The sequence below is a fragment of the Halorubrum ejinorense genome, from assembly GCF_055389685.1.
The window spans coordinates 3061849-3085924 of the sequence record NZ_AP043777.1 but is presented as its reverse complement, the minus strand read 5'-3'; the positions used below and the strand labels follow the sequence as shown (position 1 = coordinate 3085924).

At 69.4% G+C, this 24076-nt stretch carries 26 protein-coding genes and 2 tRNA genes; 15 read left to right on the top strand and 13 right to left on the bottom strand.

Annotation, left to right across the window (positions count from 1 at the left end):
* Window positions 1-76 precede the first annotated feature (76 nt).
* On the bottom strand, window positions 77-1339 hold the full coding sequence (gene ilvA, locus ACZ5KW_RS16880; RefSeq protein ID WP_343779001.1) for a threonine ammonia-lyase: 1263 nt from the start codon (window positions 1337-1339) through the stop codon (window positions 77-79).
* A gap of 73 nt (window positions 1340-1412) precedes the next feature.
* Entirely contained in the window at window positions 1413-2798 is a 1386-nt protein-coding gene (locus tag ACZ5KW_RS16875; protein WP_343778999.1) for a cryptochrome/photolyase family protein, read from the bottom strand.
* Window positions 2799-2909: 111 nt separating this feature from the next.
* Here ACZ5KW_RS16875 and ACZ5KW_RS16870 point away from each other — a divergent pair, with 111 nt between their 5' ends.
* The 4 genes from ACZ5KW_RS16870 to ACZ5KW_RS16855 all read left to right on the top strand — a co-directional run bounded on the left by ACZ5KW_RS16870 (window position 2910) and on the right by ACZ5KW_RS16855 (window position 5732).
* Window positions 2910-3398, top strand: a complete 489-nt coding sequence (locus ACZ5KW_RS16870; protein WP_343778997.1) for an Hsp20/alpha crystallin family protein — start codon at window positions 2910-2912, stop codon at window positions 3396-3398.
* A 139-nt stretch (window positions 3399-3537) separates the two neighbouring features.
* Complete coding sequence (hsp14, locus tag ACZ5KW_RS16865) at window positions 3538-3951, top strand: archaeal heat shock protein Hsp14 (RefSeq protein WP_343778995.1); 414 nt, start codon at window positions 3538-3540, stop codon at window positions 3949-3951.
* Between the two features lie 189 nt (window positions 3952-4140).
* Window positions 4141-4773 carry a protein-L-isoaspartate(D-aspartate) O-methyltransferase gene (locus ACZ5KW_RS16860; RefSeq protein ID WP_343778993.1) on the top strand — a complete coding sequence of 211 codons (633 nt, stop codon included), beginning with the start codon at window positions 4141-4143 and terminating at the stop codon, window positions 4771-4773.
* A 125-nt stretch (window positions 4774-4898) separates the two neighbouring features.
* Entirely contained in the window at window positions 4899-5732 is an 834-nt protein-coding gene (locus ACZ5KW_RS16855; RefSeq protein ID WP_343778991.1) for a protein-L-isoaspartate O-methyltransferase family protein, read from the top strand.
* Between the two features lie 90 nt (window positions 5733-5822).
* Here ACZ5KW_RS16855 and ACZ5KW_RS16850 read toward each other — a convergent pair whose 3' ends face one another.
* Window positions 5823-6299, bottom strand: a complete 477-nt coding sequence (locus tag ACZ5KW_RS16850) for a DUF7382 domain-containing protein (protein WP_343778989.1) — start codon at window positions 6297-6299, stop codon at window positions 5823-5825.
* A gap of 75 nt (window positions 6300-6374) precedes the next feature.
* On the opposite strand from ACZ5KW_RS16850, the gene ACZ5KW_RS16845 reads away from it, so the two are divergent.
* The 4 genes from ACZ5KW_RS16845 to ACZ5KW_RS16830 all read left to right on the top strand — a co-directional run bounded on the left by ACZ5KW_RS16845 (window position 6375) and on the right by ACZ5KW_RS16830 (window position 8763).
* Window positions 6375-7535, top strand: a complete 1161-nt coding sequence (locus ACZ5KW_RS16845; protein ID WP_343779828.1) for an ATP-binding protein — start codon at window positions 6375-6377, stop codon at window positions 7533-7535.
* Between the two features lie 49 nt (window positions 7536-7584).
* A complete protein-coding gene (locus ACZ5KW_RS16840) occupies window positions 7585-7989 on the top strand; it encodes a fluoride efflux transporter FluC (RefSeq protein ID WP_343778987.1) in 405 nt (134 codons plus the stop codon).
* On the top strand, window positions 7986-8348 hold the full coding sequence (locus ACZ5KW_RS16835; protein ID WP_343778985.1) for a fluoride efflux transporter FluC: 363 nt from the start codon (window positions 7986-7988) through the stop codon (window positions 8346-8348). The genes ACZ5KW_RS16840 and ACZ5KW_RS16835 overlap by 4 nt, the downstream gene beginning before the upstream one ends.
* 100 nt (window positions 8349-8448) lie before the next feature.
* On the top strand, window positions 8449-8763 hold the full coding sequence (locus ACZ5KW_RS16830; protein ID WP_343778983.1) for a hypothetical protein: 315 nt from the start codon (window positions 8449-8451) through the stop codon (window positions 8761-8763).
* A gap of 22 nt (window positions 8764-8785) precedes the next feature.
* Here ACZ5KW_RS16830 and cca read toward each other — a convergent pair whose 3' ends face one another.
* Window positions 8786-10201, bottom strand: coding sequence for a CCA tRNA nucleotidyltransferase (cca, locus tag ACZ5KW_RS16825; RefSeq protein ID WP_343778981.1), 1416 nt, complete (start codon window positions 10199-10201; stop codon window positions 8786-8788).
* Window positions 10202-10449: 248 nt separating this feature from the next.
* Between cca and ACZ5KW_RS16820 the strand changes: the two genes are divergently transcribed.
* The 3 genes from ACZ5KW_RS16820 to ACZ5KW_RS16810 all read left to right on the top strand — a co-directional run bounded on the left by ACZ5KW_RS16820 (window position 10450) and on the right by ACZ5KW_RS16810 (window position 11180).
* Window positions 10450-10522, top strand: a tRNA-Asn gene (locus ACZ5KW_RS16820).
* Between the two features lie 71 nt (window positions 10523-10593).
* Window positions 10594-11061 (top strand): group I intron-associated PD-(D/E)XK endonuclease, encoded by a 468-nt coding sequence (locus tag ACZ5KW_RS16815; RefSeq protein ID WP_343778979.1) that lies wholly within the window; start codon window positions 10594-10596, stop codon window positions 11059-11061.
* 44 nt (window positions 11062-11105) lie between these two features.
* Window positions 11106-11180 (top strand) — tRNA-Ile (locus tag ACZ5KW_RS16810).
* A 24-nt stretch (window positions 11181-11204) separates the two neighbouring features.
* Here the strand turns inward: ACZ5KW_RS16810 and ACZ5KW_RS16805 are convergent.
* On the bottom strand, window positions 11205-12068 hold the full coding sequence (locus ACZ5KW_RS16805) for a TIGR01548 family HAD-type hydrolase (protein ID WP_343778977.1): 864 nt from the start codon (window positions 12066-12068) through the stop codon (window positions 11205-11207).
* 120 nt (window positions 12069-12188) lie between these two features.
* The gene (locus ACZ5KW_RS16800; protein ID WP_343778976.1) at window positions 12189-12710 is read right to left on the bottom strand and encodes a UPF0146 family protein; all 522 of its coding nucleotides are present in this window, start codon (window positions 12708-12710) and stop codon (window positions 12189-12191) included.
* 39 nt (window positions 12711-12749) lie between these two features.
* Between ACZ5KW_RS16800 and ACZ5KW_RS16795 the strand changes: the two genes are divergently transcribed.
* The 3 genes from ACZ5KW_RS16795 (at window position 12750) to ygfZ (ending at window position 14859) form a co-directional block, all read left to right on the top strand.
* Entirely contained in the window at window positions 12750-13271 is a 522-nt protein-coding gene (locus ACZ5KW_RS16795; protein ID WP_343778974.1) for an archaemetzincin family Zn-dependent metalloprotease, read from the top strand.
* A gap of 83 nt (window positions 13272-13354) precedes the next feature.
* A complete protein-coding gene (locus ACZ5KW_RS16790; RefSeq protein ID WP_343778972.1) occupies window positions 13355-13654 on the top strand; it encodes a DUF6432 family protein in 300 nt (99 codons plus the stop codon).
* 47 nt (window positions 13655-13701) lie between these two features.
* Window positions 13702-14859: a CAF17-like 4Fe-4S cluster assembly/insertion protein YgfZ gene (gene ygfZ, locus ACZ5KW_RS16785; protein WP_343778970.1), complete on the top strand. Its 1158-nt coding sequence runs from the start codon at window positions 13702-13704 to the stop codon at window positions 14857-14859.
* Window positions 14860-14872: 13 nt separating this feature from the next.
* On the opposite strand, the gene ACZ5KW_RS16780 is transcribed toward ygfZ, so the two are convergent.
* The 3 genes from ACZ5KW_RS16780 to ACZ5KW_RS16770 all read right to left on the bottom strand — a co-directional run bounded on the left by ACZ5KW_RS16780 (window position 14873) and on the right by ACZ5KW_RS16770 (window position 17107).
* Window positions 14873-16048 carry an inorganic phosphate transporter gene (locus tag ACZ5KW_RS16780; protein WP_343778969.1) on the bottom strand — a complete coding sequence of 392 codons (1176 nt, stop codon included), beginning with the start codon at window positions 16046-16048 and terminating at the stop codon, window positions 14873-14875.
* Window positions 16048-16176, bottom strand: a complete 129-nt coding sequence (locus ACZ5KW_RS16775; protein ID WP_343778967.1) for a DUF7859 family protein — start codon at window positions 16174-16176, stop codon at window positions 16048-16050. Before ACZ5KW_RS16775 ends, ACZ5KW_RS16780 begins: the two co-directional genes overlap by 1 nt.
* Window positions 16177-16579: 403 nt before the next feature.
* On the bottom strand, window positions 16580-17107 hold the full coding sequence (locus tag ACZ5KW_RS16770; protein WP_343778966.1) for a metallophosphoesterase: 528 nt from the start codon (window positions 17105-17107) through the stop codon (window positions 16580-16582).
* Window positions 17108-17530: 423 nt separating this feature from the next.
* On the opposite strand from ACZ5KW_RS16770, the gene ACZ5KW_RS16765 reads away from it, so the two are divergent.
* Window positions 17531-18169 carry an IS6 family transposase gene (locus tag ACZ5KW_RS16765; protein WP_004595436.1) on the top strand — a complete coding sequence of 213 codons (639 nt, stop codon included), beginning with the start codon at window positions 17531-17533 and terminating at the stop codon, window positions 18167-18169.
* A gap of 79 nt (window positions 18170-18248) precedes the next feature.
* Here the strand turns inward: ACZ5KW_RS16765 and ACZ5KW_RS16760 are convergent, their stop codons facing one another.
* The 4 genes from ACZ5KW_RS16760 to ACZ5KW_RS16745 form a co-directional block, all read right to left on the bottom strand.
* Window positions 18249-21185, bottom strand: a complete 2937-nt coding sequence (locus ACZ5KW_RS16760; RefSeq protein WP_343776999.1) for a replication factor C small subunit — start codon at window positions 21183-21185, stop codon at window positions 18249-18251.
* A 74-nt stretch (window positions 21186-21259) separates the two neighbouring features.
* Window positions 21260-22183, bottom strand: a complete 924-nt coding sequence (locus ACZ5KW_RS16755) for a DUF5995 family protein (protein ID WP_343777001.1) — start codon at window positions 22181-22183, stop codon at window positions 21260-21262.
* An 82-nt stretch (window positions 22184-22265) separates the two neighbouring features.
* The gene (locus ACZ5KW_RS16750) at window positions 22266-23213 is read right to left on the bottom strand and encodes an electron transfer flavoprotein subunit alpha/FixB family protein (protein ID WP_343777003.1); all 948 of its coding nucleotides are present in this window, start codon (window positions 23211-23213) and stop codon (window positions 22266-22268) included.
* A complete protein-coding gene (locus ACZ5KW_RS16745; RefSeq protein WP_343777005.1) occupies window positions 23210-23998 on the bottom strand; it encodes an electron transfer flavoprotein subunit beta/FixA family protein in 789 nt (262 codons plus the stop codon). The genes ACZ5KW_RS16750 and ACZ5KW_RS16745 overlap by 4 nt, the downstream gene beginning before the upstream one ends.
* Window positions 23999-24076 lie beyond the last annotated feature (78 nt).

Genomic DNA, 24076 nt, shown 5'->3' with positions numbered 1-24076 from the left:
TGCTCCTCGGGCCGCCTTCGGCGGCCGCTCAGAGGCACGCGCCACCGCGGTTTTAGTTATACAATGACGACCCTTCTCACGCCTCCTGCGTCGTCCACGCCACCTCGTAGCCCGCCTCGCGAACCGCCGTCAGGACGCGATCGACGTGGGCCGGGCCGTTCGTCTCCACCTCGAACACGAGGTCGGCGTCGCCCACCGGGAGGTCCGGGCGGCTCCGCTCGTGGCGCACCGTCCGGATGTTCGCGCGCTCGCCGCCGATCAGCGTGGCGATCTCGCCCATCGTGCCGGGGGTGTCGTCGATGCGGACCGACAGCTCGATCAGCTGGTCGCGGTCGACGAGCGCGTGGGTGACCACCTCTTTCAGCGTCGTCACGTCGATGTTACCGCCACAGAGGAGGGGGACGACGGTCTCGCCGGCCAAGTCGAGGTCGTCGACCGCGTCGTCGTCGAGCAGCGCGGCCGCGGCGGTCGCGCCCGCGCCCTCGACCATCTGCTTCGCGCGCTCTAAGAGGAGGAGAATCGCGTTCGCCACGTCGTCGTCGCTCACGACGACCACGTCGTCGAGGTGCTCGTTCAAGAGCCCGAACGTGAGTTCGCTCAGCCCGCCGGTCGCGATCCCGTCCGCGATCGTGTCCGGCTCCTCCCGCGTCACGAGTTCGCCCGCTCGCAGGCTCTCCGAGAGCGTCGAGGCGCCCTCGGTCTGAACGCCCACCACGCGCGTCTCGGGCGAGCGCGCCTTGACCGCGGTGGCGACCCCGCCAGCGAGCCCCCCGCCGCCGACCGGCACGAGGACGGTATCGACGTCGGGTACCTGATCGACGACCTCCAGCCCGAGCGTCCCCTGTCCGGCGACCACGTCCGGGTCGTCGAACGCGTGGACGAACCGCGCGCCGGGGTCGTCGGTCAGCGTCCGGGCGTGCGCCATCGCCTCCGGGAACGCGCTCCCCCGGAGCACGACTTCGGCGCCGTACGCGCGGGTGGCCTCGATCTTCGCCGCCGGCGCCGACTCCGGCATCACGATCGTCGCACCGATCCCGGCGTCCGCCGCCGCCAGCGCCACCCCCTGCGCGTGGTTGCCCGCGCTCGCGGCCACGACGCGCTCGATGGCGGGCTCGTCGGTCCCCTCCCCGGAGCCGTCGATCGCCTGCGAGATCGCGTTGTACGCCCCGCGCGTCTTGAACGAGCCGGTGCGCTGGAGGTGTTCCATCTTGAGGCGCACGTCGGCGCCGCACCGCTCGCTCAGCGACCGGCTCCGCTCGACGGACGTGCGCTGGACGATGTCGGTGCCGGCGAGCCGCTCGGCGGCGGCCTCGACGTCGTCGACCGTGACTGGGGACATGCCGGCGGTGTTCGCCCGATCCCGTGAAAAGAACTCGGATACGGAACGGAGTTTCGGCTCGATTCCCGCCCGGCTATCGCTTCCCGAGCGCCTCCTCGAAGACGCGTTGGGCCCGCTCGTACCCCTCGTTCCGGTCGACTATCGGATGCGGGTAGTCGGGGGCGAGTTCCTCGCGTTCCGCCCGCGAGAGCGTCGGCCAGTCGACGACCGTCCCGGCGGGCACGTCCGCCAGTTCCGGGACGTACGCCTTCACGTAGCGGGCCCCGTCGTCGTACTTCGACATCTGGCTCACCGGGTCGAAGATGCGGACGTCGACGGAGTCGGTCCCGGTCGAGGCGGTCCACTGCCACGCGCCGTGGTTCGACGCGTAGTCGTGGTCGATCAGCTGCTTCGTGAAGTAGCGCGCGCCGCGCCGCCAGTCGATGAGGAGGTGCTTGGTGAGGAAGCTCGCGACGACCTGCCGCGGGCGGTTGTGAATATACCCCTCCGCGTTCAGCTGGCGCATTCCGGCGTCGACGAGCGGGTAGCCGGTCTCGCCGCGCGTCCACGCCTCGAAGTCGTCGTCGGCCTCGCGCCACGCGATTTCGTTCGGGAACGACTTGTAGTTCGACACCGCCAGGTCGGGGTTGTAGTACAGCAGGTGGTACATCTGCTCGCGCCACGACAGCTCGTAGCGGTACTTGTCGACGTTGCGGCGCTCACCTCCCGTCACGGCGTCGTACACGTCGCTCGCGCCGGCCCACACTTCGCGGATCCCGATCGCCCCGGTCGCGAGGTACGGTGACATCCGGGAGACGGCGTGCGTCGGCGCCTCGACGGCCCGCGCGAGGTCGTCGCGGGTGTCGTTGTACGAGGCGATCCCGTAGTCGAGGAACTCGTCGAAGCGCTCTCGCGCGGCGTCGTACCCCGCGGCCGGGAGGTCGACGTCGACCTCGGGCTCGGGAACGGTCTTGCCGTCGCGCACGTCGGCCAGCGCGTCCGGGTCAGGCTCGGCGTACGGGCCGCGCTTTGGCACCGCCTCCCAGTCGTCGTGGAACTGACTGTGGTTCGGGTACCGTTCTTCCAACCGCCCGGGGTCCACCAGCACCACGTCGGTCCGGGAGTCCGTCTCGACGCCCGCGTCCCCGAGCGCGTCCTCGACCGCCCGCTGTCGGTTCCGGCGCGCCGGGCGGTAGTGGTCGTCGTAGAACACCGTGTCGGCGTCGTACTCGTCGGCGAGGTCGACGAGGACCTCGTCCGGGTCGCCCGCGCGGACGACCAGGTCGCTGCCGAGTTCGCGGTAGCGCTCCTCCACCCGCTTCACGTGGCGGAGGAAGAAGGCGCGCTGGCGCGCGCCGACGGTCGCGAGCAGGTCGGCGTCGTACACGAAGACCGGCACGACCGTCCCCGACCGTGCCGCGGCCGCGAGCCCGGCGTTGTCTCGCGTGCGAGCGTCCCCTCGGTGCCAGAACAGTTGCATACGAACGGCAGGTGCGCCAGCGGATAGTGTCTGTCGCTCGCTCGGGCGGCGTGCCCGGAGCCCCCGTATCGCCAGTACGTTCAAGACGCTCCGTCACGAATCCTGTCCTGTATGACCCGACGCGATCCCTTCGACGAGATCGAGGACCTGCTCGAACGGATGGGCCACGAGTTCGAGGAACTCGGCGGGACGCTGGAGGGGGCCGGCCCCGACGTGCCGCGGTTCCCCGGTGCCAGAGACGTGGACGTCGACGTCTACGGGGACGACGAGGCGATCACCGTCGTCGCCGACCTCCCGGGGTTCGACGCCGACGACATCGACGTGGAACTGCGCGACGACTCACTCGTGATCGCCGGCTCTCGCGAGGACTCGAGTGACTTCGACGTCTCCGACGCGGGCGGAGACGAAGACGAAGGCGAGGACGCCGTCCGCTATCACCGACGCGAGCGACGCCTCCAGTCCGTCTCTCGGCGCGTCCCGATCCCGGAGCCGGTCGAGGCCAACGCGGCGACCGCCTCCTTCGACGCCGGCGTGCTCACCGTCACTCTCCCCAAGCGCTCGGCCGACGACGACCGCGGTCACACGATCGACGTGAACTGAACCCGGTCGCGCCGCCGGGACGGGAGCGTTTCGGGTCGAATTCGCCGCCGGAGTCCGTATCGGTGCCTGCCGCGATCGGGAGGTAGCACGTCTCACTCTCTCTTTAATAGCTCACGGCGCCTCCGTAAGGGTGAGTACCATGAACACCACGAACCCCTTCGACGACATTGAACAGTTCCTCGGCCGCACCCCCTTCGCGGGCGAGCGAGCGTGGGGTCGTGACCTCCGGACCGCCGACATCGACGTCACGGAGTACGACGACGAGTTCGTCGTGATGGCCGACCTCCCGGGATTCGACCGCGACGGTATCGACGTTCGCGTCGACGACGACCGGCTCACCATCGCCGCCGAGCGCGACGCTGAACACGAGGACGCCGACCGACGGTACCTCCGACGCGAGCGCCGCCACGAGTCCGTCACCCGGACCGTCGACCTCCCCGCGACCATCCGTCCCGACGAGGCGACCGCGACCTACCGCCACGGCGTCCTCACCGTGACGATCCCCCTCGACGCCGTCGAGGCGGACGAGGGACACCGGATCGACGTGAACTGATCCGGGCGGCCTCTGGGTGACCCGACCGGCGTGCGCCGACCGACCCCGAAGCGACATCCTCCAATTTATTCCCTCCGAACCGATCGCCTGCGGACCGATCTCGCCCCCTCCACACTCCCTGTCGATCCGAACTCCCACCTCTTCCGTCCGGTCGATGGTTTCTCCACGCTAGAAGTGCTATCGTATCTCATGACCGACACCGACCACGCGGCGGCCAGGCGCGACCTGGTGGCCGCGCTCCGCCGGCGCCTCGACGTGAGCGAGCGGACGCTGTCGGCGATCGAGGCCGTCCCGCGCCACGAGTTCGTCCCCGAAGCCCACGTGGACTCCGCCTACGACGACCGACCCCTCCCGATCGGCCACGAGCAGACGGTCAGCGCGCCACACATGGTCGCGGTGATGACCGACCTCCTCGACGTCGAACGCGGTGACCGCGTCCTCGAGGTGGGTACCGGCTGCGGCTACCACGCGGCGGTCGTCGCTGAGATCGTCGGCCCCGGATCGGTCTTCTCCGCCGAGCGCGTTCCCGAACTCGCCGCCGACGCCCGGGAGCGACTCGCCCGCCTCGGCTACGACGTGACGGTCACGGCCGGTGACGGACGCGACGCGTTCGTCGACTCTGCCCCCTTCGACGCCGCCTACCTCACCTGTGCGGCGCCCGAGTCGGTCCCGGAAGCGATCCTCGACCGCGTTCAGCCGGGCGGTCGCGTCGTCGCGCCCGTCTCCGCGGGCGGCGAGCAGCGACTCGTCCGGCTCACGGTCCGCGCGGACGGCGTCGACCGCGAGGATCACGGCGGCGTGCGGTTCGTTCCGCTGCGGTAGTCGGGACCGCTAGCCGCCGCGGTCTCCGAGTGCGCTGCCGCCGCAGTCCCCGAGATTTCCTCGCACCGGATCGCCACCCACTCGACGAACGCACGCTTTTAGAGGACCGAGCCCCGAGTGCGGTCATGGACGACGCGTCGCTCAGGGCGGACATGATAGAGGGGCTCGAACACCAGATCGGCGAGTCCCTCGAGCCGCCCGTGTTGACCGCGCTCCAGCGCGTTCCCCGCGACCCGTTCGTCGACGACACTCCCCGGAGCGGAACCGTCGACGACGACGACCCCCACTCGCTGTCGCTCGCGACGGTGGTCCGGCTCGTCACGGCGCTCGACGCGACCGAGGGCGACTCGGTTCTCGTCGTCGGCGCCGGAATCGGCTACTCGGTCGCGATGCTCGCCGAAATCGCCGGCGCGCGTCACGTTCACGCGGTCGACATCGACCGCGCCGCCGTCGTGGCCGCGCGTTCGAACCTCGACGCCGCCGGATATGAGGCCGTCCTCGTCGACCGCGCTGACGGCGCCGACGGACTGCCGGCGTACGCGCCGTACGACAGAATCCTCCTCGAAGCCGCGGTGGTCGAGCCGCCGCGTGCCCTCCGCGAGCAGCTGGCGCCCGGCGGACGGCTGGTCTACCCGCGCGGCGCGGGCGTTCAGACGGTCGCGGCGATCGAACCGTCCGCCGACGCGGACGCCGCAGGCGCCTCGACTGCCGACGGACCCGCTGCGGACGCTCCCGCTGCGGACCCCGGCGCGGGTGACGGAGAGGACCCGGCGCCCGCCGGGTTCGAGACGGTCGAGACGCACGGCCCGGCCCGGCTCAAACCGATGCTCGTCGACGGCGAACAGCCCGGCGTGGAACGGAACCGAGCACGGCGGGAAGACGCCGAACACGCCGAACGCGACCGCCGCCGTCGACACGGCTGGGAGCAGGACTGGATCGACTGGGACGACCATCTCTGACGCTCCCTCGTCGGAACCTGGCGAGATCACCGCCACGATTCGACCGGACCTCGGAGCGTCCGCGATGGCGTTTCACACCGCGGGCGTCGTTCACTCCTCGACGACGAGCACCTCCGTGTTCCCTCGCTCGTCGACGTAGTCCCCCTCCGCCGGCGGCTTGATATCGACCGTGAGCGTCCCGTCCGCCTGGTTCGGCCCCAGTTCGGGGTCGACGTCGACGGTCGCGATCCCTTCGCCGTTGGTCCGCGCGGTGACGACGCCGTCGATCCGCGCGGAGCCGCCCCGCACGATGACCGTCGCGTCCGCGACGCGGGAGCCGTCGGGGTCGACGACCGCGACCTCGATCGACTGGTCGCCGGGCGTGGTCACCTCGGGCTGCGGCTGCGCGTCGAGCTCGGTCGCCGCTAACCCGTTGATGTCGCCGATCATCCCCATCATCACGCTGAGGCTGGCGACGCCGACGACGAGCGCGATGACGAGGCGGACGGGGAGTCCCTCGATCGCTCGGGTATCGGTGCTGAACGTCCGGCGGTTCGCGGTGCGCGAGTCGTGTGCTCGATCGGACATACGCCTCGCTGGCCGCGGTATCGTTTATAAAAAATCGGCCCGCACGATCCGGGATCCCCCGGAGATTTTTGTCCGATACCGGTGCGATCCGACCGCGTGTACGTACTCGGACGCGACGACGCGGACGGCGACGGCGATGAACCAACTCCGCCCGCTGGAAGCGGTCCCGCCGACTCCTGCCCGCCACACACCGCTCGCATCGGTTCCTTCCTCGCCCGCGACGGGAGCGCCGGCGCGCCGCTCGGCGTCGACCTCGACCGCCCGCACGCGGGGGTCGTCTTCGGGAAGCGCGGGACCGGAAAGTCGTACACGCTCGGTGTCCTCGCCGAGGAAATCGCCGATGCCCGGGGCGTCGCTCCGATCGTCGTCGATCCGATGGGCGTCTTCGGCGGGCTCACCGCGGCCGGCGGCCGCGTCGTCGAGCCCGCCGTTCGCCCCGCCTCGATACCGCCGTCGGCGTGGCCGGAGCTGCTCGGTCTCGACCCGGCCAGCGGACCCGGGAGTCTCGTCTGGCGCGTCGTCGCGGACGCGGTCGAGGACGGCCGCGGTGACGCCGTCGACGACCCGGCCGACGAGCCCTCGTCCCCGTCGCTCGCGACGCTGCGGGAGGCGGTCGCCGCGGCCGACGCTCCGGCGGCGACCCGGCGGGCCGCGGCGAACCACCTCCGGCTGGCGTCGTCTTGGGGCGTCTTCGACGCCGACTCCCCGCCGGTTTCGTCTCTCGCGGCGGACGGTAATCCCGCGGTACTGGACCTCGCAGGCGTCCCCGACGCGGCGTCGGCCGCCGTCGTCCGCGCGGTCGCTCGTGGGCTCTACGACGCCCGGGTCGCGGGCGACCGCTCGCGACTCCCGTGGCTGCTCGTCGACGAGGCACACGCCTTCTTCGACGGCGTCGCCGACCCAGCGCTCCGGACGCTTCTGACGCGCGGTCGGGCGCCCGGCGTCTCGCTGGTCTGTGCGACACAGCGCCCGGCCGCGCTACCGAGCGTCGCCGTCTCGCAGTCCGATCTCCTCGTCTCGCACCGCCTCACCGCCGAACGCGACGTGAACCGGTTGGCCGAGGCGGAGGCGACGTACCTCGGCGGCGACCTCTCCTCCCGACTTCCCGAGGGCGTGGGCGAGGCGCTCGTCGTCGACGACGCGACCGAGACCGCCCACACCGTCCGCGTCCGGGAACGCCGAACGCCGCACGAGGGCGAGAGTCCGCGCGCGAGCCGGTCGTTTGACGCGACGTAGCCCCGAAGCGCTTCAGAACGCACAAGCCGCCGCGGACGCTCTCGACCTCATGGATCGGACGCCCTACGGATTCCTCCTCGTCGCGGTCGGCGGATTCCTCGGTGCCGTCGCGAGACACGCCGTCGACGGTGCGGTCACTGCGACGGTCGCCGCGGCCGCGCTCGGCGGCGGTCTCACGCCCTTCTCGACGCCGCCGACCGGCCTCGGGACGTTGGTCGCGAACGTCGCCGGCTCGTTCGCGCTCGGACTCCTGTTGAGCCGCGCGCCGAGCGCCAGAACGCGGCTGCTGGTCGGGACCGGCGCGCTCTCCTCGTTCACGACGTACAGCACCTTCGTCGCCGACGCGGTCGCGCTCGGGACGCCGGCGGGTGCGTGGTACGTCGGCGTCAGCTACGCGACCGGGTTCGCCGCGGCCGCGCTCGGTCTCGCGGTCGGAGGGGGGTGGCGGCGATGACAACCGCACCCCTGCTCACGGCGACGCTCGTCGGCGTCGGCGGCGCGCTCGGGGCCGTCTCGCGACACGCGGTCGGCCTCCGCGTCGAGGGACGCCGGTCGCTCATCCTCGTCAACGCGCTCGGTAGCTTCGCACTCGGAACGGTGTCCGCCGCCCCGATCGGATCGGCGGCGGCGCTGCTCTTCGGGGTCGGTTTCTGCGGCGCGTTCACGACGTTCTCGTCGTTCGCGGCCGGAACGGTCCGCGCCGCGACCGAGCGCGGGCCTCGCGACGCGGCGACCCTCGCGGCCTCGACGCTCGCTGCGGCGCTCGTCGCCTTTCTCCTCGGGGCGCTCCTCGTCGCTCGGGTCTTCGGATGAGCGCCGGTCGCTCCCGCCGGCCGAGACGCTCGGCCTGAATTCGCCCTGCTGGAGGTCGAGAAGCGATAGGTACAGCATCCTCCGGTCCCTACGCGAGCCCGTGACCGACACCGATCGTCCCGTCGATAGCGAGTCGACTGACTCGGCCGACTCGGGGCGGCTCTCCGACGACACGGACCCCGAGGAAGTCCCCGAGTTCGGCGACCTCTCTGTCCTCCAACGCGGATTCGTCGCGGCCGCCCAGAATCCCTCGCGCGGGATCCTCGTCGTCGGCCTGTTCGCGTTCGCGCTCGCCTTCTACGTCGCGTTCTGGCTGTCGTTCCCGAGAGCGGCCGGCCTCCTCACGGCGGTCGCGGTCGTCGTCGCCGTCGTGGCGGGCCTCGTCTACTGGCTTCTCGACCGGCTCTCCGGCTGACCGCCGGATTCTCGTCGATGTCTCACGGCCGCGGTTCGTAGAACTCCCGGAGCGGGCGCCCGAACGCGGGCGCGAGCGTGGCGACCCCCTCGCCGACCAACACGTCGCGGTCGGTGAACGCCGGTTCCACCCGCGCGCCGAGCGCCACGTCGCTCGCGGCGTCGCTCTCCAGGTACTCCCGGACCGTGCTGAACTCCCGCTCCCGCTCGACGACGTACCGATCGCCGTCGATGAACGGTCCGTAGGTGTCGGGGTCGACGTCGTCGACGTACGACTCGTAGAAGCTCGCGGCGTGTTTCCGGACCGCGACCGGCGGCCCTTCGTGGCGCTCGACGGCGGGGCGCTCGGTCACCTCGAGTTCCGCGTACAGCGCGGCTCTGGGCGTCTCGTCGGGGCCGTCGCGGTCGTTCGCCTCCGCCCCGTCGGTCACGGCGCGCGCTCGGAGCACGTCGAAGCCGCGGTCGTTCAGCCCGCCGACGATCCCGTCCAGCGAGCGGCGGAGCTGCGGCCACAGTTGGTCGTCGACCACGTCGGGCGCGTCGAAGACCACTGCGACCGGGGTCGTCTCCCGCCGATCGAGGTGGTCTCGGACCTCGCTCGGAGTGAGCGGGTTGGGGTCGTCCGGTTCGAAGAGCCCCTCGTTCGGCGCCGCGAGCAGCTCGCGGGCGTAGTGTTGGAACCGCGCGAGGTTCGTCGCCGACAGCACCGCGGCGACGTTGCGCGTCGGGTCCGTGGGGTCGACGACGACGAGGGGGTCCTCGAACGTGCGCTCCGCGTGCCCCTCGGGGTCGAACTCCACCGGCGGGTGCCAGCTCCGCGCCGACTCGACGAGGGGGACGAACCCGCCGAGTTCCAACACCAGCAGCTCCGTCAGGTACCCGGAGAACCCCTCGGTGCGGAGGTCGCTCCCGTACGCGCCGATCCCCTTCAGGAAGGCCTTCGCCAGCACCACGTCCGCCGCGAGGTCGTCGTCGAGCCGCGCCGAGAGGTACGCGTCGTGGAACGGAGTGCGGTCGACCGCCGAGACGAGGTCGCCGGCGGTCTCCACGTCGTGACAGGGGACCAGATCGACGTCGAACCCGTCGTAGCTCCCCTTCACGTACGGGTGTTCGGCGTACTCCTCGTGGCCGTCCGGCAGGACCGCGTGGCCGACCGCGAGCCCGTACTCCTCTAACTCGGTGCGGTCGAGATCGGCATCGAACCGCACGAACAGATCGATGTCGCGGTCGCCGGCGACCCACGTGCCGCGCGCGGTCGACCCGACCTGAACCACGCCGGCGTCGACCGGCAGATCGGCTATCGCCTCGCGGGTCCGGTCCGTCAGCTCCGCGGCCGTCGCGCGGAGCCGCTCGCGCTCCTCAGGCTCCGGGAAGACGCGCTCGCGGATCCGCGACAGCACCGCGTCCAACCCGTCGCCGTGCGCCTCCGCGTCGTCCATACCGACACCTCTCGCGGTCCGGCCGAAAACGTGTCGGTCGCTTCGGCGTTGGAGTCGACCGCGAGCGGGGTCGACGGTCCCCCCCGCACGCACCCGGTAGCGTCCGGTTCGGTGAGAAGGCCCGGCGCGCGGACGGCGGACAGGGGACGGCCTCACGACACCGCGTGACACGAACCGCAACCGACCAGCGTCCCTCCGTCGGGCGGAAACGAAAGCCCTATCAAAACAACGTGAGTACCCGAAGATGAGCCGAAGTAGCTCAGTTGGTAGAGCGCCTCGCTGTTAACGAGGCGGTCCCAGGTTCGAGTCCTGGCTTCGGCGCCTCCCGTTGTTCGTCGACACTACCCCCACCAGCGGTCGGCTCGCCCACCGTAACCCACCTGCCACCAGTCATGTCAGACCGAAGCGAGCGGCTCGCCTCACTCGAGGGGCCGCACGAACGGGGACAGGCCGCCGAGGCGATCGTGAAGTCCGAACTCGTGAGCCGCGGCGTCTCCGTATTGATTCCCGCGTACGACAACGAACCGTACGACGTTGCGATCGAGCTGGGCGGTGAGTTCCATCGCATTCAGATCAAAACCGCCTTCGAGGCGACTACCGACGGAGCGGTACGATTCCGGACTCGGAGCACGCGGACGAAAAGCTCCGGATACGAGCGAGAGGGATACGACGGGCGCGTCGACTTCTTCGCGGTCTACGCTCCCGTTCGCGACGACGCGTATCTCGTCAGCATCGAAGAGACCAGCGAGACGCAGATGACTATCCGATACGAGCCCGCCGCGAACAACGACCGAGCGAACGTGAACTGGCACGCCGAGTACCGACTCGGCACGGTTCTCGACCGCCTCCGGTCAGCGTAATGCGGTAACCTCAAGACTGTGCCTCTTCTACGCCGAAATCGCACGGGCCCTTAGCTTAGTCCGGTTAAAGCGACTCGCTCATAACGAGTTGATCGCCGGTTCGAATCCGGCAGGGCCCATCCTCTCGCCGCCGTTCCCGACCGTTACTCCAACAGTTCCACCAGCTCGTTCACGTCCTCGACGACCGCGTCCGCGCCGCCCGCGGCGAACTTCTCGCGGCCCGCCTCGCCGGTGAGCCCGCCCGTCAGGACGCCGATACCGTAGTAGACCCGCGTCTCGTCGGTCTCGTCGGCGTTGCGCGCGGTCCGCACGTCGTCGAGCGTGTCGCCCGCGAACGCGACGCGCTCGGCGCCGAACCGCTCGGCGAGTTCGACGAGCGCCTTGGGGTGCGGCTTCCCCTCCTCCCAGTCGTCCATCGTGAACCGACGGTCCTCGGGCACGTCGAGACCGACGCGCTCCAGGGCGATGTCGGCCTCGGCGGCGGGACGGCCGGTGAGCACGCCCACGTCGAACCGCGCGGTGAGGGAGTCGATCGTCTCGGGATCGACGAGCGTCGGCTCGTCGTGAATGTACCCGTCCGCCTCGATCGGCGGCTCGCCGCCCTCCAGTTCGCGGTACAGCTCCGATCCGAGGTACAGCGCCTGAAAGGTCTCACGGAGAGCGTCCCGGTCCCACTGGTCGCGGACGCGGGCCTGTGCGACCCGCGGGAGGTCGCCGACGACCTCCTTGGCCGCGTCGAGCCCGCCGCCGAGCTCGCCGACGCGGTCCGTGAACTCCTCGACGTCCATCCGGAGCCCCTCGCGGCGGGCTAACACGTACAGCGCGGCCGCGTCCGTCAGCTCCCAGTCGTTGTTGAACCCGCCGGCGTCCTTGAACGCCTGAACCGTCTCCCGGTCGATCGGCTTGCCGCAGACCCGGTCGACCGATTCGAGGATCGCCCGCCGGTAGGAGTCCGCCACGTCGACCAACACCCCGTCGATGTCGAGGACCACTGCGTCGACCTGCATACCGCAACGCCGGCTGGCGGCGGAATGAACGTTCGGGTTCGTGTCGACGTCGCCGGTTCGACGCGTAACCGGGCGACGGTCGCCGCCGCGCCCCCGGTGTCGATCGGCGCTGAACGTGACTCACCGCGCGACGTATGTGACCGTCCCTGACGCCGTCGTCCGTCGCCCGACGTCGACGATCGGTTCCTCGAACCCCAGCGTGGTGAACACGCAGGCGGCGTCGAGCCGGTCGGCCAGCGCGACGGTCGGCCGCTGGAGCTCGGCGGGGAGGTTCCGGGCGTACACGGCGTCGACGCCCGTCGCGTTCGGCGCGGTTCCGCCGCCGTCGCGCGCGTCTGCGCCGCCGCCATCGCGCCCGCCCGTGCCGAGTCCGAGCGCGCGCCGAAGGGCGCGGTCGTCCGCCGCCAGCGTCGTCACGTCGGCTTCGACGACCCGGAGGCGTCCCTCGCCGGACGCCCGCGTCTCACTCGCCGCCTCGCGCGCCGCCTCACCCACCTCGACGTCGACCGCGATGACGTCGCAGCCGCGCTCTGCGAGCGCGCGAGCGACGCCCGGGCGCCGGCCGACGCCGACCTCGATCAGTCGCCCGTATCCGTCGAGGGCGTCCGCGAGCGCCCGCCCTGACGGTGTCGGTGGTACCACGGCGCGGGCTTTATGACCGCGGCGGTCAAAAGCGGTTCCATGCTCGTGGACATCGTCCCGGTCGGAGAGGTCACCCCCCAAGTGAAACGGGAGGCCTCCGGCGCGCTGCGTTCCGTATACGACTGCGACGTGACGGTCCACGACGACCAAGCGATCCCCGACACCGCCTACGACGCCGACCGCGGACAGTACCGCGCCGAGGACCTCATCGAGACGGTCACGCGCGTGGGCGGCGGCGAGAAGAATATCGGCATCACCCCCGAGGACCTCTACTACCGCCGCCGGAACTACGTGTTCGGGCTCGCGTATCTCAACGGAAGCGGCTCCGTCATCTCCACGCACCGCCTCCGCACGTCCTCCGACGGCGGCGTCTCGACCAAGCCCGCGGTCGACGTCTTCGGCGACCGCGTCCGCAAGGAGGTCGTCCACGAGATCGGCCACACGCTCGGCTTAGAACACTGCGACAACAGCAAGTGCGTGATGTCGTTTTCGCCCACCGTCCGCGAGGTCGACGTGAAAGAGGAGAACCTCTGTGGCACCTGCTCGCGGCTCGTCCGCTGACGCCGCGAACGCGCTCGGTACCACTCTCGCTCTCACCTTCGACCGCCGGTAGACGTAAAGTCCGCCCCGCACAATACACACGTATGGCCGCAAAGCCGGAATACCGCGACCGGCCGGACGTCGAGGTCGCGCTGCTCGACGCGCTCGTCGACCGCGGCGACGAGGGGATGACCGTTCTCGAACTTCGCGCAGCCGTCGACGCCGACATCGACGCCGTCGAAGAGGGGCTCTCGGCGCTGAAAGCCGACTCGCTGATCACCGTCGAGACCAACGAGAGCGTTCGCGTGTACGCACACGACAAGGTGATCCCCGACCCGGAGGCGGCGACCGAAGACCCCTCTGAGAGCCTCGTCGACGCGATCCGCGACCGGATCGGACTGTAACACCCGGAGACGGCGCCCTTTTGCCTCTCGATCGCGTCTCTGCGACCATGACACTCGTCTCCGGCACCCACGACGCGCACGGCGCGGCGTACCGCGACCGCGGCGGTCGCGAGGTGGTCGACCACTACGGAAAGCCCGTCCGCGTCGGTAAAGCGGTCCGCAAGATCGCCGGCGTGATCGAGATGGGGTACGGCGTCCTCGCCGTCAGGGGCGGCGATCGCGTCGAGTTCGTCGACAACGCCGTCTCGAACCGCGTCCCGACCGCGGACGGCGAGGGAACGTACGCCCTGCTGCTCGACCCACAGGGCGGGATCGAGACGGACATGTACGTGTACAACGCCGACGAGCGACTGCTCGTCTTTCTCCCGCCGGAGCGGGTCGAGGCGGTCGCGACCGACTGGCAAGAGAAGGTGTTCATCCAGGACGTCGAGATCGACGACATCTCCGACGAACTCGGCGTGTTCGGCGTCCACGGCCCCAAGTCCACCGAGAAGGTCGCCTCCGTCCTCGGCGGTCCCGGCGCGCCCGAAGCCCCCCTCTCGTTCGTCCGCGGCTCGATGGTCGACGCCGGCGTCACCGTGATCGCGACTGACGCGCCGCTCGGCGAGGAGGGGTACGAGATCGTCTGCGCCGCCGACGACGCGGGCGACGTGTTCGACACCCTGATCAACCGCGGACTCAACGCCACGCCCTTCGGCTACCGGACGTGGGACGCGCTCGCGACCGAGGCCGGAACGCCGCTCTTCGAGTACGAACTGGCCGGAACGGTCCCGAACGTCTTAGGGCTCCGGAACGCGCTCGATTTCGACAAAGGGTGTTACGTCGGACAGGAGGTCGTCTCACGTGTGGAAAACCAGGGCCGGCCCAGCCGTCGCCTGGTTGGCCTCGAACTCGACGGCCTCGCCGAGGCGGTCGCCGCCGTCGGCCCCGACGCGGACCCGCAGGGGGTCGACCGCGCGCTCCCCGCGTCCGGCGCGGCCGTCTTCGACGGCGACGAGGCGATCGGCGAGGTCACCCGCGCCGCGGTCGGGTCGGCGACGGACGCCCCGATCGCATTGGCGTTGGTCGCGTTCGACGCCGACCTCGGCGAGGTCACCGTCCGCGTCGACGGCGAGGAGATCGCGGCGACCGCCCTCGACCTTCCGTTCGTCGAGGGGAGCGCCCGGTCCGCGCGACTCCCGGCCTACCCGGAGCTGCGAGCCTGACGCCGGCCGCCGTTCACAGCGCGAACCCGACGATCGAGTAGAGCGTGAACCCGAGCGCGAACGCGCCGACCAGCGACCCGACCCACGCGAGGACGGTGTATCCCATCTTCTTGCGGCTCACGCCCGCGTCGCCCGCGGCGTAGCCCGCGCCGACGATCGCGGAGACGATGATCTCGTTGAACGAGACGGGGATGCCGAAGGCGACGGCGGTCTGTGCGATCGCGAACGACGGGATGAGCGCCGAGATCGACCGCCGCGGCCCCATGGAGGCGTAGTCCTGCGAGATCGCTTTGATCATCCGGGGCGCGCCGGTCCACGACCCGGCCAGCAGGCCGACGCCGCCGCCGACGAGCAGCGCCCACAGCGGTACGCCGACCTCGCCGAAGATCGGCACGAGCGGGCCGATAGCCAGCCCGACCTGCGACCCGCCGGCCGAGAACGCCACCAGCCCGCCCATGGCCAACAGGAACCGCCGCTGTGCCCCCTCGCGGTCGCGCCCGAGATCGAGGTACACGAGGGTCGCGACGAGCGCGGCGACCGCGAGGCTCACGACGGCGAAGCCGGCGTCGCCGACGCCGAGGTCCGACCCGAGGACGGACGCGACGGAGGCCTGTTCGCCCGCGGGACCGAGCAGCGCGAACCCGACGTTCGCGAGGATCGCTCCCACGAGCCCGGCGAGGACCGCCGTGAGCGCCCGCTCGGGTAGCGCCTCCCCGGTGAGCATCCGCGCGACCGTGTAGGCGACGCCGCCGCCGACGAACGGGGTGAGCACCCACAGCGTCATGATCTCGGCGTACTTCGGCCACGCGGGGCTCCCGCCCATCGCGATCCCGACGCCGACGACCGCGCCCGTGACGGTGAACGCCGTCGCGATGGGGTACCCCGCGAAGACGCCGACCGCGACGAGCGCGGCGGCCGTGACGAGCGCGACGATGGCCGCCACGGCGGTGAGCGTCACCCCGCCGATCAGTTCGGTCCCGACCGCTTCGGTGACGTTCGCCCCCTGGAGGATCGCACCGAAGAGGCCGAGGACGCCGACGACGAGTCCGGCGCGCATCACGGAGATGGCGTTCGCGCCGACGGCGGGCGCGAACGGGGTCGACCCGGAGGACCCGGCCCCGATCGACCACGCCATGAACAGGCTGGCGGCGGCGGCGACGAGCAGCGTGGCGGCGGTGACGACGACCATCAGTCGCGCCCGTCGTCGTAGCCTTCGCGCAGCCCCGTCACCGTGCGACGGACGAGGAGGAACCCGAAGAAGAACAGGCCGAGAAGACCGACCAATAGGATCACGAACAGCGGCTGGACCGGGAGCATACGCCTGAATCCGTCGGAACGCGGTTATAAGTTTCGAGCCGAGCGCCGCCGGAATCCGCCGGTTTCCCGCCGCGTTCGGTCGATCGGCTCGGTGAGTAAAACGCTCGTTTGTGCCTCAGCCACGTATATGTCTTCACCCGGCTTACGTGTAACTGCGACCCCCCGCTTCGGCCCTCAACCGCTCGAAACCGCCGGCCGTCGCGCCGGCCGATCGGATTCGCACCGCTCCCTCCCCGGTACCCCCCTCCCTGCCCGGTACCCTGCGGCGACCGATCGCCGGCGACCGATCCGCGCCGATTCGGGTCCGCCACCGTGCACACGATCGACGGCCGGTTCGGCCGTGTGCGGGGCGTCGCGTCCGACCGCCGTCGCGGTCGACGGCGGCCCCCCGCTTTTCCTCGCTTCACTCCGCGTTACCGCCCTCGATCCGGAAGGTCTCGAAGGACTCGCCGGCCGGCGTCACCAGCTTCCCCGCTAGTCCGCGGCCGTCCCCGTTCGGGGTCAGCTCGGCGTGTGCCGCGCGGTTGCCCCGCGGCTGCGCGTGGCTGCCCGGGTTCAGTATCGGGAGTCCGCCGGAGTCGTCGAACCGCGGTCGGTGGCTGTGACCGCAGATCACGGCGTCCGCGTCGCGGCCGCGCCCGAGCATGGTCAGCCCCGTGTCACCGCTTCGGTGGCGGTGCGTGACAGCGAACCTGACGCCCCCGTACTCGACCGTTCGCACCTCGGGGACGCGGTCGCGGACCGCGGCGTCGTCGTTGTTGCCGTAGACGGCCCGGAGCGTGTCGGCCGCGGCCTCGAAGGCGTCGAGGACCGGTTCGCGGTAGAAGTCGCCCGCGTGGATCACGGTGTCGGCCTCGCGGACCGCCTCCGCGGTCCGTCCCTGAAGCCGCGACTCCTCGCGTGCGTGCGTGTCGGAGACGACGACGAGCATACCGACCGTCGGCGCCGCCGCGATTTAAAAAGCGCGTCCTGCGGTGGCGTCGCCGGCGCCTCTGGCAGCCGGCGGCGTAGCCGCCGGCGACGAGGTCGGGGAGGCGTGAGGTGCTGTGCCGGGCAGTGCGGGGCGGGACTCAAAGGGGCAGCCGTGAGGCGGGCGCAGGCGACGTAAGCACTGGAACGAGGGAGCGAACGGAGTGAGCGACCGAGTGAAGGGCGTGGTTCGAGAGAGCGACGCTCTCTCGTCATCACGAAAGGCGCCCCGCGCCTTTCGAACGACAGCAAGCGTGCGCCCGCCTCGCGGCCGGGGCTTTGGAAGTGTTCACCGCCGATCAACTATCAGCCATTTATAAGTGGGGGCAGGGGTTTTGAGGCGATGTTAAGTTAAGAACGAGGCGGTTGGTATTTCGAATGCTCTATGTCCGAATCCAACCGCCTCGACGTCTGTACTGATTGGATCGACTTGGAGTTTGTGGAGCGAGAGCGGACACCCCACGAGATCATTGAAACCGGTATTCAGCTCCACCTTGCTGGCCTATCACTTTCGAATACCAAACAGTATCTTGAGAGGTTGGGTGTCGAGCGAAGTCGAACAGCAATTCACAACTGGATTCAAAAGGCCGATCTACAGCCAGCTGACGGTGCGAGCCCGAATCGCGTTGCGGTCGACGAGACTGCGATTCAGATCGACTCAGACCGATTCTGGCTGTATGCCGCCGTAGATCCTCGTACAAACGAATTCCTCCACGTTGACGTATTTCCCGTTCAAAACCAACAATTTACTTTGGTGTTTCTCCGCGATCTCAGAGAGAAACACCACGTTGACGACGCGCTCTTTCTGGTTGATGCTGGCGGACATCTCACGGCTGCGCTCTCACGTACCTCGCTCCGATTTCAAATTACTCGTCATGGAAATCGGAATGCTGTCGAACGTATCTTTAGAGAAGTAAAACGCAGAACCTCTTCATTTTCAAATACATTCAGAAATGCGGAGCCGACGGCGGCAGAATCATGGCTCCGAGCCTTCGCCGTCTGCTGGAACCGATGCTTAAGTTAACACGACCGGTTTTGACGGTATCCACTCCCGATTCGCGGTCAACGATCGACAAAAAGACGAGTAGAGACTCGGAACCAGCTTATTCGTCCAATGAAAGCGCCGCGAGCAGCGACTCCAACTGGACCTGCTCGTTGGCGCCCTCCGCGATCCGGTAGTCGGCCTCCCCGATGCGCTCCATGAGGCGGACCGCCTCGCGCTCGTTCAGGTCGAACTCCCAGACGGAGCGGTGGAGCTGGTCGATCACGTCGCCGCCGGCCATCCCCGTCTCCGTGAGCAGCGTGTCGAGCGTCGCTCGCGCCCGCGCGAAGTCGCCCGCCAGCGCGTCGGTCACCATCGACTCGATCTCCTCCGGGCGGGCCGTCGCCGTGATCGCGTACACGGCCTCCTCGTCGACCACGTCACCGGTCGTCGCCGCCGCCTGAAGGGAGTTGATCGCGCGGCGCATGTCGCCGTCGGCCGCGTACACAAGGGCGTCGACCCCCTCGTCGGTCACCTCGATCCCCTCGGCCGCCGCGATCTCGCGGACCATCCCGCCCACCGCCTCGTCCGACAGCGGCGAGAAGCGGAAGACGGCACACCGCGACTGGATCGGGTCGATGATCTTCGACGAGTAGTTACACGAGAGGATGAAGCGGGTGTTATCGGAGAACTGCTCCATCGTCCGGCGGAGTGCTGACTGTGCATCATCCGTGAGGCTGTCTGCCTCATCAAGAAACACGATCCGGAAGTCGCCGCCGAACGACGACCGCGCGAACCCCTTGATCCGGTCGCGGACCACGTCGATACCGCGCTGGTCGGAGGCGTTCAGTTCCAGGAAGTTGCCGCGCCAGTTGTCGTCGCCGTAGATCTCGCGGGCAATGGCGGTGGCGGCGGTCGTGTTGTGCATCACTGTCGGAACCTCGCCCGCGACGTAGTTCCGCGTTTCCGGGACCGTCAGGTCATAGACACGCTCGTCGGTCTCCACGCGCTCGACCGTCTCTATCTCGTCGTACCGTAGGTCGGCGTTCGCGATCCGAGACGCCTCATCGAGGAGCTCGACGGTCTCGGGTGACAGCCGCTCCGCGGCGATCTCTTTGAGGCGCTCCGCGACCGTTTCGAGACGGGTGAGCGATGTCAACGTCGAGTCGTCAGAGCGAAGCAGATTCGTGAGGGCCGGCGTCTCGATCTGAAGACCGTCGACGACCTCGGCGTACTCCACGCCGAGCAGGTTGATACACTCGTTCAGTTCCGCTTCTACGCGGTCGATTTCGGCGTCCTCGACGGGTTGATCCAGCTCTCCGAGTATCTGTACCGTCCGATGTGCCCGCGGCGTCCGACGACCGTCGCTGTACTCCAGAAGGCGGTCCGAGCGCGCACCGACCTCCTCGGAGACTTCCTTTCTGACCTCGATCGGTGCGAGTTCTTCGCGACTTTCGACCCACTGTGCCGGCACGGTCGTCACCGCTTCGAGTTCCGGTCGAAGCGCTTCGAGACGTTCGAGTGCCCGCTGCGTGTCTTCGATCCGCTCCGTTGCGGCATCGACTACGTTGTCGAGAATTGAGCAGTAACGCTCTCTTCCGGGTGACTCCGGATTAATGCTCTTGGGTAAGTGATCGGTGATCGGAATCTCGAGTTGTCGACAGAGATCCCGAAGGACGGTCTGTGTCGGAATCGTGTCGTAGTTCGGGTTCGATCGCTTTTCGGCGTGTTCGGCAAGCCGCTCGGACTTGTGAGTGATCGAGAATCCGACCGCGTCTCTGAATCGTCGTAGATCCTGTGCACCCGAGATATACAGGGCGTGGTACGTCCGTTCGATCCCCGACCCGTTGGTCGCGGACTTCTGAACTTCCTTCCGTCGGGCAGAGATACCGAACGTCGAGAGCAGGTACGAAAGTAGCGTGATGTGCTCGCGGTTTCGCTGCGTCAGCTCGATCAGTCCGTTGGCGCTGATATGCGCCTCGGCGTCGAACATCGCTCGGAGGAACGCGGCACGCGCGTCGTCCCCGGCCGTGACGAGGGACGAACCGATACCCTCGCCCCCGCTCGCGCTGGCGAACGCGTCAAAAACGGATTCGAGGTAGTGTGTCAAGGTCCGGGAACCGATTTCGACATATCGAACCTCCTTCTGTACTCCCCGTCTCGTTTCCACCTCGAATAGGTCGTGTGCGGCCGACTCGAACGCGTCGAGGAGCCCGTCGTCGGTGTTGTAGAATTTGATCCGACCGCCGTCGATCCTCGCTTCGCTGATCGCGAGGCCGACGAACCGTGCGAGTTCCGGTGTCACGTCCGTCGGCGGGGTAATCGATCTGGAGCGACGGCCCTGTCTGACGTGCTTGATCGCTTCGACATCGTCAATCCACGTGTCCACGTCGTCAGTCGCCGCGTGGATCGCGGAGAGCGGAACTGTCCGGTCGAGACCCATCACTTCCGCGCGCTCGGCGGCAAGCGTCACCTCCGTCCGCTCCGGGTTCATCTCGTCGTACCAGCGCAGCGCCGCTCCCGTCGTCGAATCGGGCGTCGGCGTCGGCAGTCGACTAGGTCGAGCGATCCGATCGCCGTCCGACAGCTCCTCGGCCGTAACCCAGTCGAACCCGTCGTGAGTGATGACCCGGAGCCTGTGTTCCGGCGTCACCCGAAACTCGGCGCCGTCACGGGTCGTCACTTCGACGAGCTCCTCGGCCTGCTTCCCGAACACGTGTGACGGTTCGACGTGTTCGAACCCGTTCCGATCCGTCATCGTTGCCACTCGAAGCCCATCTTTCGGCTCGTCGAAGCCGTCCGTGTCACCGACCACGTCCGCTATCGGCCGTATGCCGGCGTCGGTCAAAACTGGGGTGTCTCCGGTCACACACTTCCCTATCCCCGCAGGCCCCGAAAACAAGAGGTGGGGTACGTCGTCCTGCGCGATGTAGCTCTGGAGTCGCTCGACGATCTCCTCTTGCCCGTGGATGTCGTCGAGCGTCTGCGGCCGGTACTTCTCGATCCAGATCTCCCGACCGGTGGCGGTCGCAGCCGTCTGCTCGTCGGCCTCGCTCATTGCCCGATCCGAGGGTCGGCGGGGTCATAAACGAACCGAGAGCCGGCCGCGTCGGTGGACGGCCCTCGGCGAGCCTACGTCCGCCGCCGGACCGTCTCGTGAAACGCGCCGAGCGCGTCGACGCCGGCCTCCGCCCGCCGGAGCCGCGCGCTCGTCTCGGCGTCGATCCCCGGCGTCAGCACGACCGCCGCCGCCCCCGTCGCGACGGTCTCGGTCCGCCAGTCGACGTATCGCTCGGCGAACCACGCCGGCAGATCGGCACGCAACACGGCGTTCCGCCACGCGAACTCCCGAGTCGCCTTCAGCCCGAGCAGCGCCAGCCGGTCGTCGAGGGGGTCGAGCAGTCCGTCGACCCCGGCGATTCCGAGCGCTCCGTACGCCTCGACGAGGGCGTCTTGGGCGGTCTGAACGAGTCGGGCCAGGACCGCGTTGATGCGGTCGTGGTCCTCGAGCTTGGCGTCGCGATCGGGATCGATCCCCACATCGCCGAGCGTGTACGTGAGATCGTAGGTGATGTGCGCGTTGATCCCGAGCAGGGCGTCCTGTGCGACGAGCGTCTCCCCGCGGGCCCCGGCGGCGAAGGCGATCAACCACGGCCGCGGGAGCGAGTCGAACGCTCGCCGCTCGAACGCGACCAGTGCTCGTCGGTAGCGCTCCGCGAAGGCGACGAGGTACGACGCGGTCCACTCGGGGTCGACGAAGGCGCCGTCCTCGATCGCGGTCCGGACGGTCGCCGTCATCCGACTGTACACCGTGAGGAACACCGCGCGGCGGTCGCCCCGCTCCCGGAGGTACGACTCCGCCCGCGCCAGCCGCTCGGCGACGTCGTCGACGGACGCGAACGGCGCCGCGACGAGACCGAGCAACGCCGCGTCCGGGTCGTCGTCGGCCAGCTCCGCCGCGACCGCGTCGGGCTCCGTGTCGACCGTCCGTCGGATCCCGGCGAACAGCGCTCTCGCTTCCTCGGCGGTCGGGACGGTGGCTCGGATCCGGGTCATCGTGGGCGACGGCGCGCGCCGTCGGACCGTCCGGTACTCGACCGGAGCAAAAGAACGTTGCTGCGAACGGGCCCGACGCGGACTACGCGAACTCGTCGATCAGTTCGGGCACCACGTCGAAGAGGTCGCCCACGATCCCGTAGTCGGCGATGTCGAAGATGGGCGCGTTCGGGTCGGTGTTTATCGCGATGATCGTGTCCGCACCCTTCATGCCGGCGACGTGCTGGACCGCGCCGGAGATGCCGACCGCGAGGTACACGTCCGGCGTGACGACTTTCCCGGACTGGCCGACCTGCCGGTTCTTCGGGAGCCACCCGTTGTCGACGATGGGTCGGGACGACGAGAGGGTCGCGCCGAGCGCGTCCGCGAGGTCCTCGACGAGTTCGATGTTCTCCTCCTCCTCGATACCGCGGCCGACCGAGACGAGCACGTCGGCGTCCGCGATGTCGACGTCGCCGCCGCCGACCTCCTCGAAGCCCGTGACGCGAGCACCCGACTCCGGGAAGTCGATATCGGCCGCTTCGACCGGCGCGTCGCCGACCCCCTCGGCGGGGGGCCACTCACCGCCCCGAACCGTGAGGACGAACCGGTCGCCGGTGACGTCGACGGCCGTTTCGACCTTCGAGCCGTACATCTCGCGGGTGACGGTGAGGCCGTCGTCGTAGTCGATCCCGACCGCGTCGGTCACGATCGGGACGCCCAGCGCCTCCGCGAGCGCCGGCGCGTAGTCGAGCCCGTTGACCGAGTTCGGGAGCACCACCGAGTCGGCGTCGACGCGGTCCGCAAGCGTCGAGGCGGCCGTCTGGTAGGCGTTGTGGTCGAACTCTTCGCCGTCTCCGACGGTGTGGACCGCGTCGACGCCCTCGCGGTTCAGATCCTCCGCGAACTCGTCGACGTCGCCCGCGATCACCGCCACGTGGAGGTCTCCGTCGCGCGCGTCGGCGAGCTCTCGCCCGGCGGTGATCGCCTCGTAGGACACGTCTCGCAGCTCTCCGCGGCGGTGTTCGGCGACGACGAGCACGCTCATCACGCGCCCACCCCCTTCTCCCGCAGGACCTCCGCAAGGCGACCCGCGGCCTCGCTCGCGTCGCCCTCGATCAGCTCCGCGTCGGACTCGCTTTCCGGCTCGTACATCGACGTGATCGTCAGCGCGCTCTCGACGTCCTCGGCGGTCAGTCCGAGGTCGGCGAGGTCCTTCGCGGCGATCTCCTTGCGCTGTGCCTGTCGGATCCCGCGGAGGCTCGCGTACCGCGGCTCGTTGAGTCCGGTCTGGACTGTCAACACGGCCGGGAGGTCCACGTCGGTCAGCTCCTCGACGCCGCCCTCGAGCTCTCGGTGGACGTGCGCCACGTCCGCGTCCGCGTCGACGTCGAGGCTGTTGACGACCGCGGCGTGTTCGAAGCCGATCCGCTCCGCGAGGGCGACGCCCGTCGCGCCGAAGCCGGTGTCGGCGGCCTGAACGCCGCCGAGTATCAGGTCCGGCTCCTCCTCCGCGACGACCGCCTCGAACAGGTCGACCTTCGAGGCCACGTCCGCGAACGCCCCCTCCAGTGCGTCGTCCCAGACTCGGACCGCGCGGTCGGCGCCCTTCGCGAGCGCCATCCGGATCGTCTCCTCGGCGCGCTCGGGGCCGACGGTGACGGTCACGACCTCGTCCGCGACCCCGGCCTCGGCCAGTTGGACTGCGGCCTCGACGGCGTAGTCGTCCCACTCGTTGAGGTCGTACTCGAGGTCGGACTCGGCGATGTCGGTCCCCTCGATCGCGAAGTCGTCGTCCGCCTCCGCGACCTCCTTGACGGTCACCAGAACCTTCATGATCAATACTCGGTCGCTCGGCGTGTAATGGTTTTCGGAACGGACGACGGCGGGACAGCGGTTTCTCCGCTCTCAGTA

Bases quoted from the DNA above. Each gene is read 5' to 3' on its own strand.
- ACZ5KW_RS16780 (WP_343778969.1), bottom strand. From the start codon at position 16,048: ATGGTCGTCGTCACCGCCGCCACGCTGCTCGTCGCCGCCGCCGCCAGC.
- ACZ5KW_RS16875 (WP_343778999.1), bottom strand. From the start codon at position 2,798: ATGCAACTGTTCTGGCACCGAGGGGACGCTCGCACGCGAGACAACGCC.
- ACZ5KW_RS16850 (WP_343778989.1), bottom strand. From the start codon at position 6,299: ATGTCCGATCGAGCACACGACTCGCGCACCGCGAACCGCCGGACGTTC.
- ACZ5KW_RS16855 (WP_343778991.1), top strand. From the start codon at position 4,899: ATGGACGACGCGTCGCTCAGGGCGGACATGATAGAGGGGCTCGAACAC.
- ACZ5KW_RS16745 (WP_343777005.1), bottom strand. From the start codon at position 23,998: ATGAAGGTTCTGGTGACCGTCAAGGAGGTCGCGGAGGCGGACGACGAC.
- ACZ5KW_RS16870 (WP_343778997.1), top strand. From the start codon at position 2,910: ATGACCCGACGCGATCCCTTCGACGAGATCGAGGACCTGCTCGAACGG.
- ACZ5KW_RS16770 (WP_343778966.1), bottom strand. From the start codon at position 17,107: ATGCTCGTCGTCGTCTCCGACACGCACGCACGCGAGGAGTCGCGGCTT.
- ACZ5KW_RS16790 (WP_343778972.1), top strand. From the start codon at position 13,355: ATGGCCGCAAAGCCGGAATACCGCGACCGGCCGGACGTCGAGGTCGCG.
- ilvA (WP_343779001.1), bottom strand. From the start codon at position 1,339: ATGTCCCCAGTCACGGTCGACGACGTCGAGGCCGCCGCCGAGCGGCTC.
- ACZ5KW_RS16765 (WP_004595436.1), top strand. From the start codon at position 17,531: ATGTCCGAATCCAACCGCCTCGACGTCTGTACTGATTGGATCGACTTG.
- ygfZ (WP_343778970.1), top strand. From the start codon at position 13,702: ATGACACTCGTCTCCGGCACCCACGACGCGCACGGCGCGGCGTACCGC.
- ACZ5KW_RS16805 (WP_343778977.1), bottom strand. From the start codon at position 12,068: ATGCAGGTCGACGCAGTGGTCCTCGACATCGACGGGGTGTTGGTCGAC.
- ACZ5KW_RS16815 (WP_343778979.1), top strand. From the start codon at position 10,594: ATGTCAGACCGAAGCGAGCGGCTCGCCTCACTCGAGGGGCCGCACGAA.
- ACZ5KW_RS16840 (WP_343778987.1), top strand. From the start codon at position 7,585: ATGGATCGGACGCCCTACGGATTCCTCCTCGTCGCGGTCGGCGGATTC.
- ACZ5KW_RS16860 (WP_343778993.1), top strand. From the start codon at position 4,141: ATGACCGACACCGACCACGCGGCGGCCAGGCGCGACCTGGTGGCCGCG.
- ACZ5KW_RS16795 (WP_343778974.1), top strand. From the start codon at position 12,750: ATGCTCGTGGACATCGTCCCGGTCGGAGAGGTCACCCCCCAAGTGAAA.
- ACZ5KW_RS16760 (WP_343776999.1), bottom strand. From the start codon at position 21,185: ATGAGCGAGGCCGACGAGCAGACGGCTGCGACCGCCACCGGTCGGGAG.
- ACZ5KW_RS16835 (WP_343778985.1), top strand. From the start codon at position 7,986: ATGACAACCGCACCCCTGCTCACGGCGACGCTCGTCGGCGTCGGCGGC.
- ACZ5KW_RS16775 (WP_343778967.1), bottom strand. From the start codon at position 16,176: ATGCTCCCGGTCCAGCCGCTGTTCGTGATCCTATTGGTCGGTCTTCTC.
- ACZ5KW_RS16755 (WP_343777001.1), bottom strand. From the start codon at position 22,183: ATGACCCGGATCCGAGCCACCGTCCCGACCGCCGAGGAAGCGAGAGCG.
- cca (WP_343778981.1), bottom strand. From the start codon at position 10,201: ATGGACGACGCGGAGGCGCACGGCGACGGGTTGGACGCGGTGCTGTCG.
- hsp14 (WP_343778995.1), top strand. From the start codon at position 3,538: ATGAACACCACGAACCCCTTCGACGACATTGAACAGTTCCTCGGCCGC.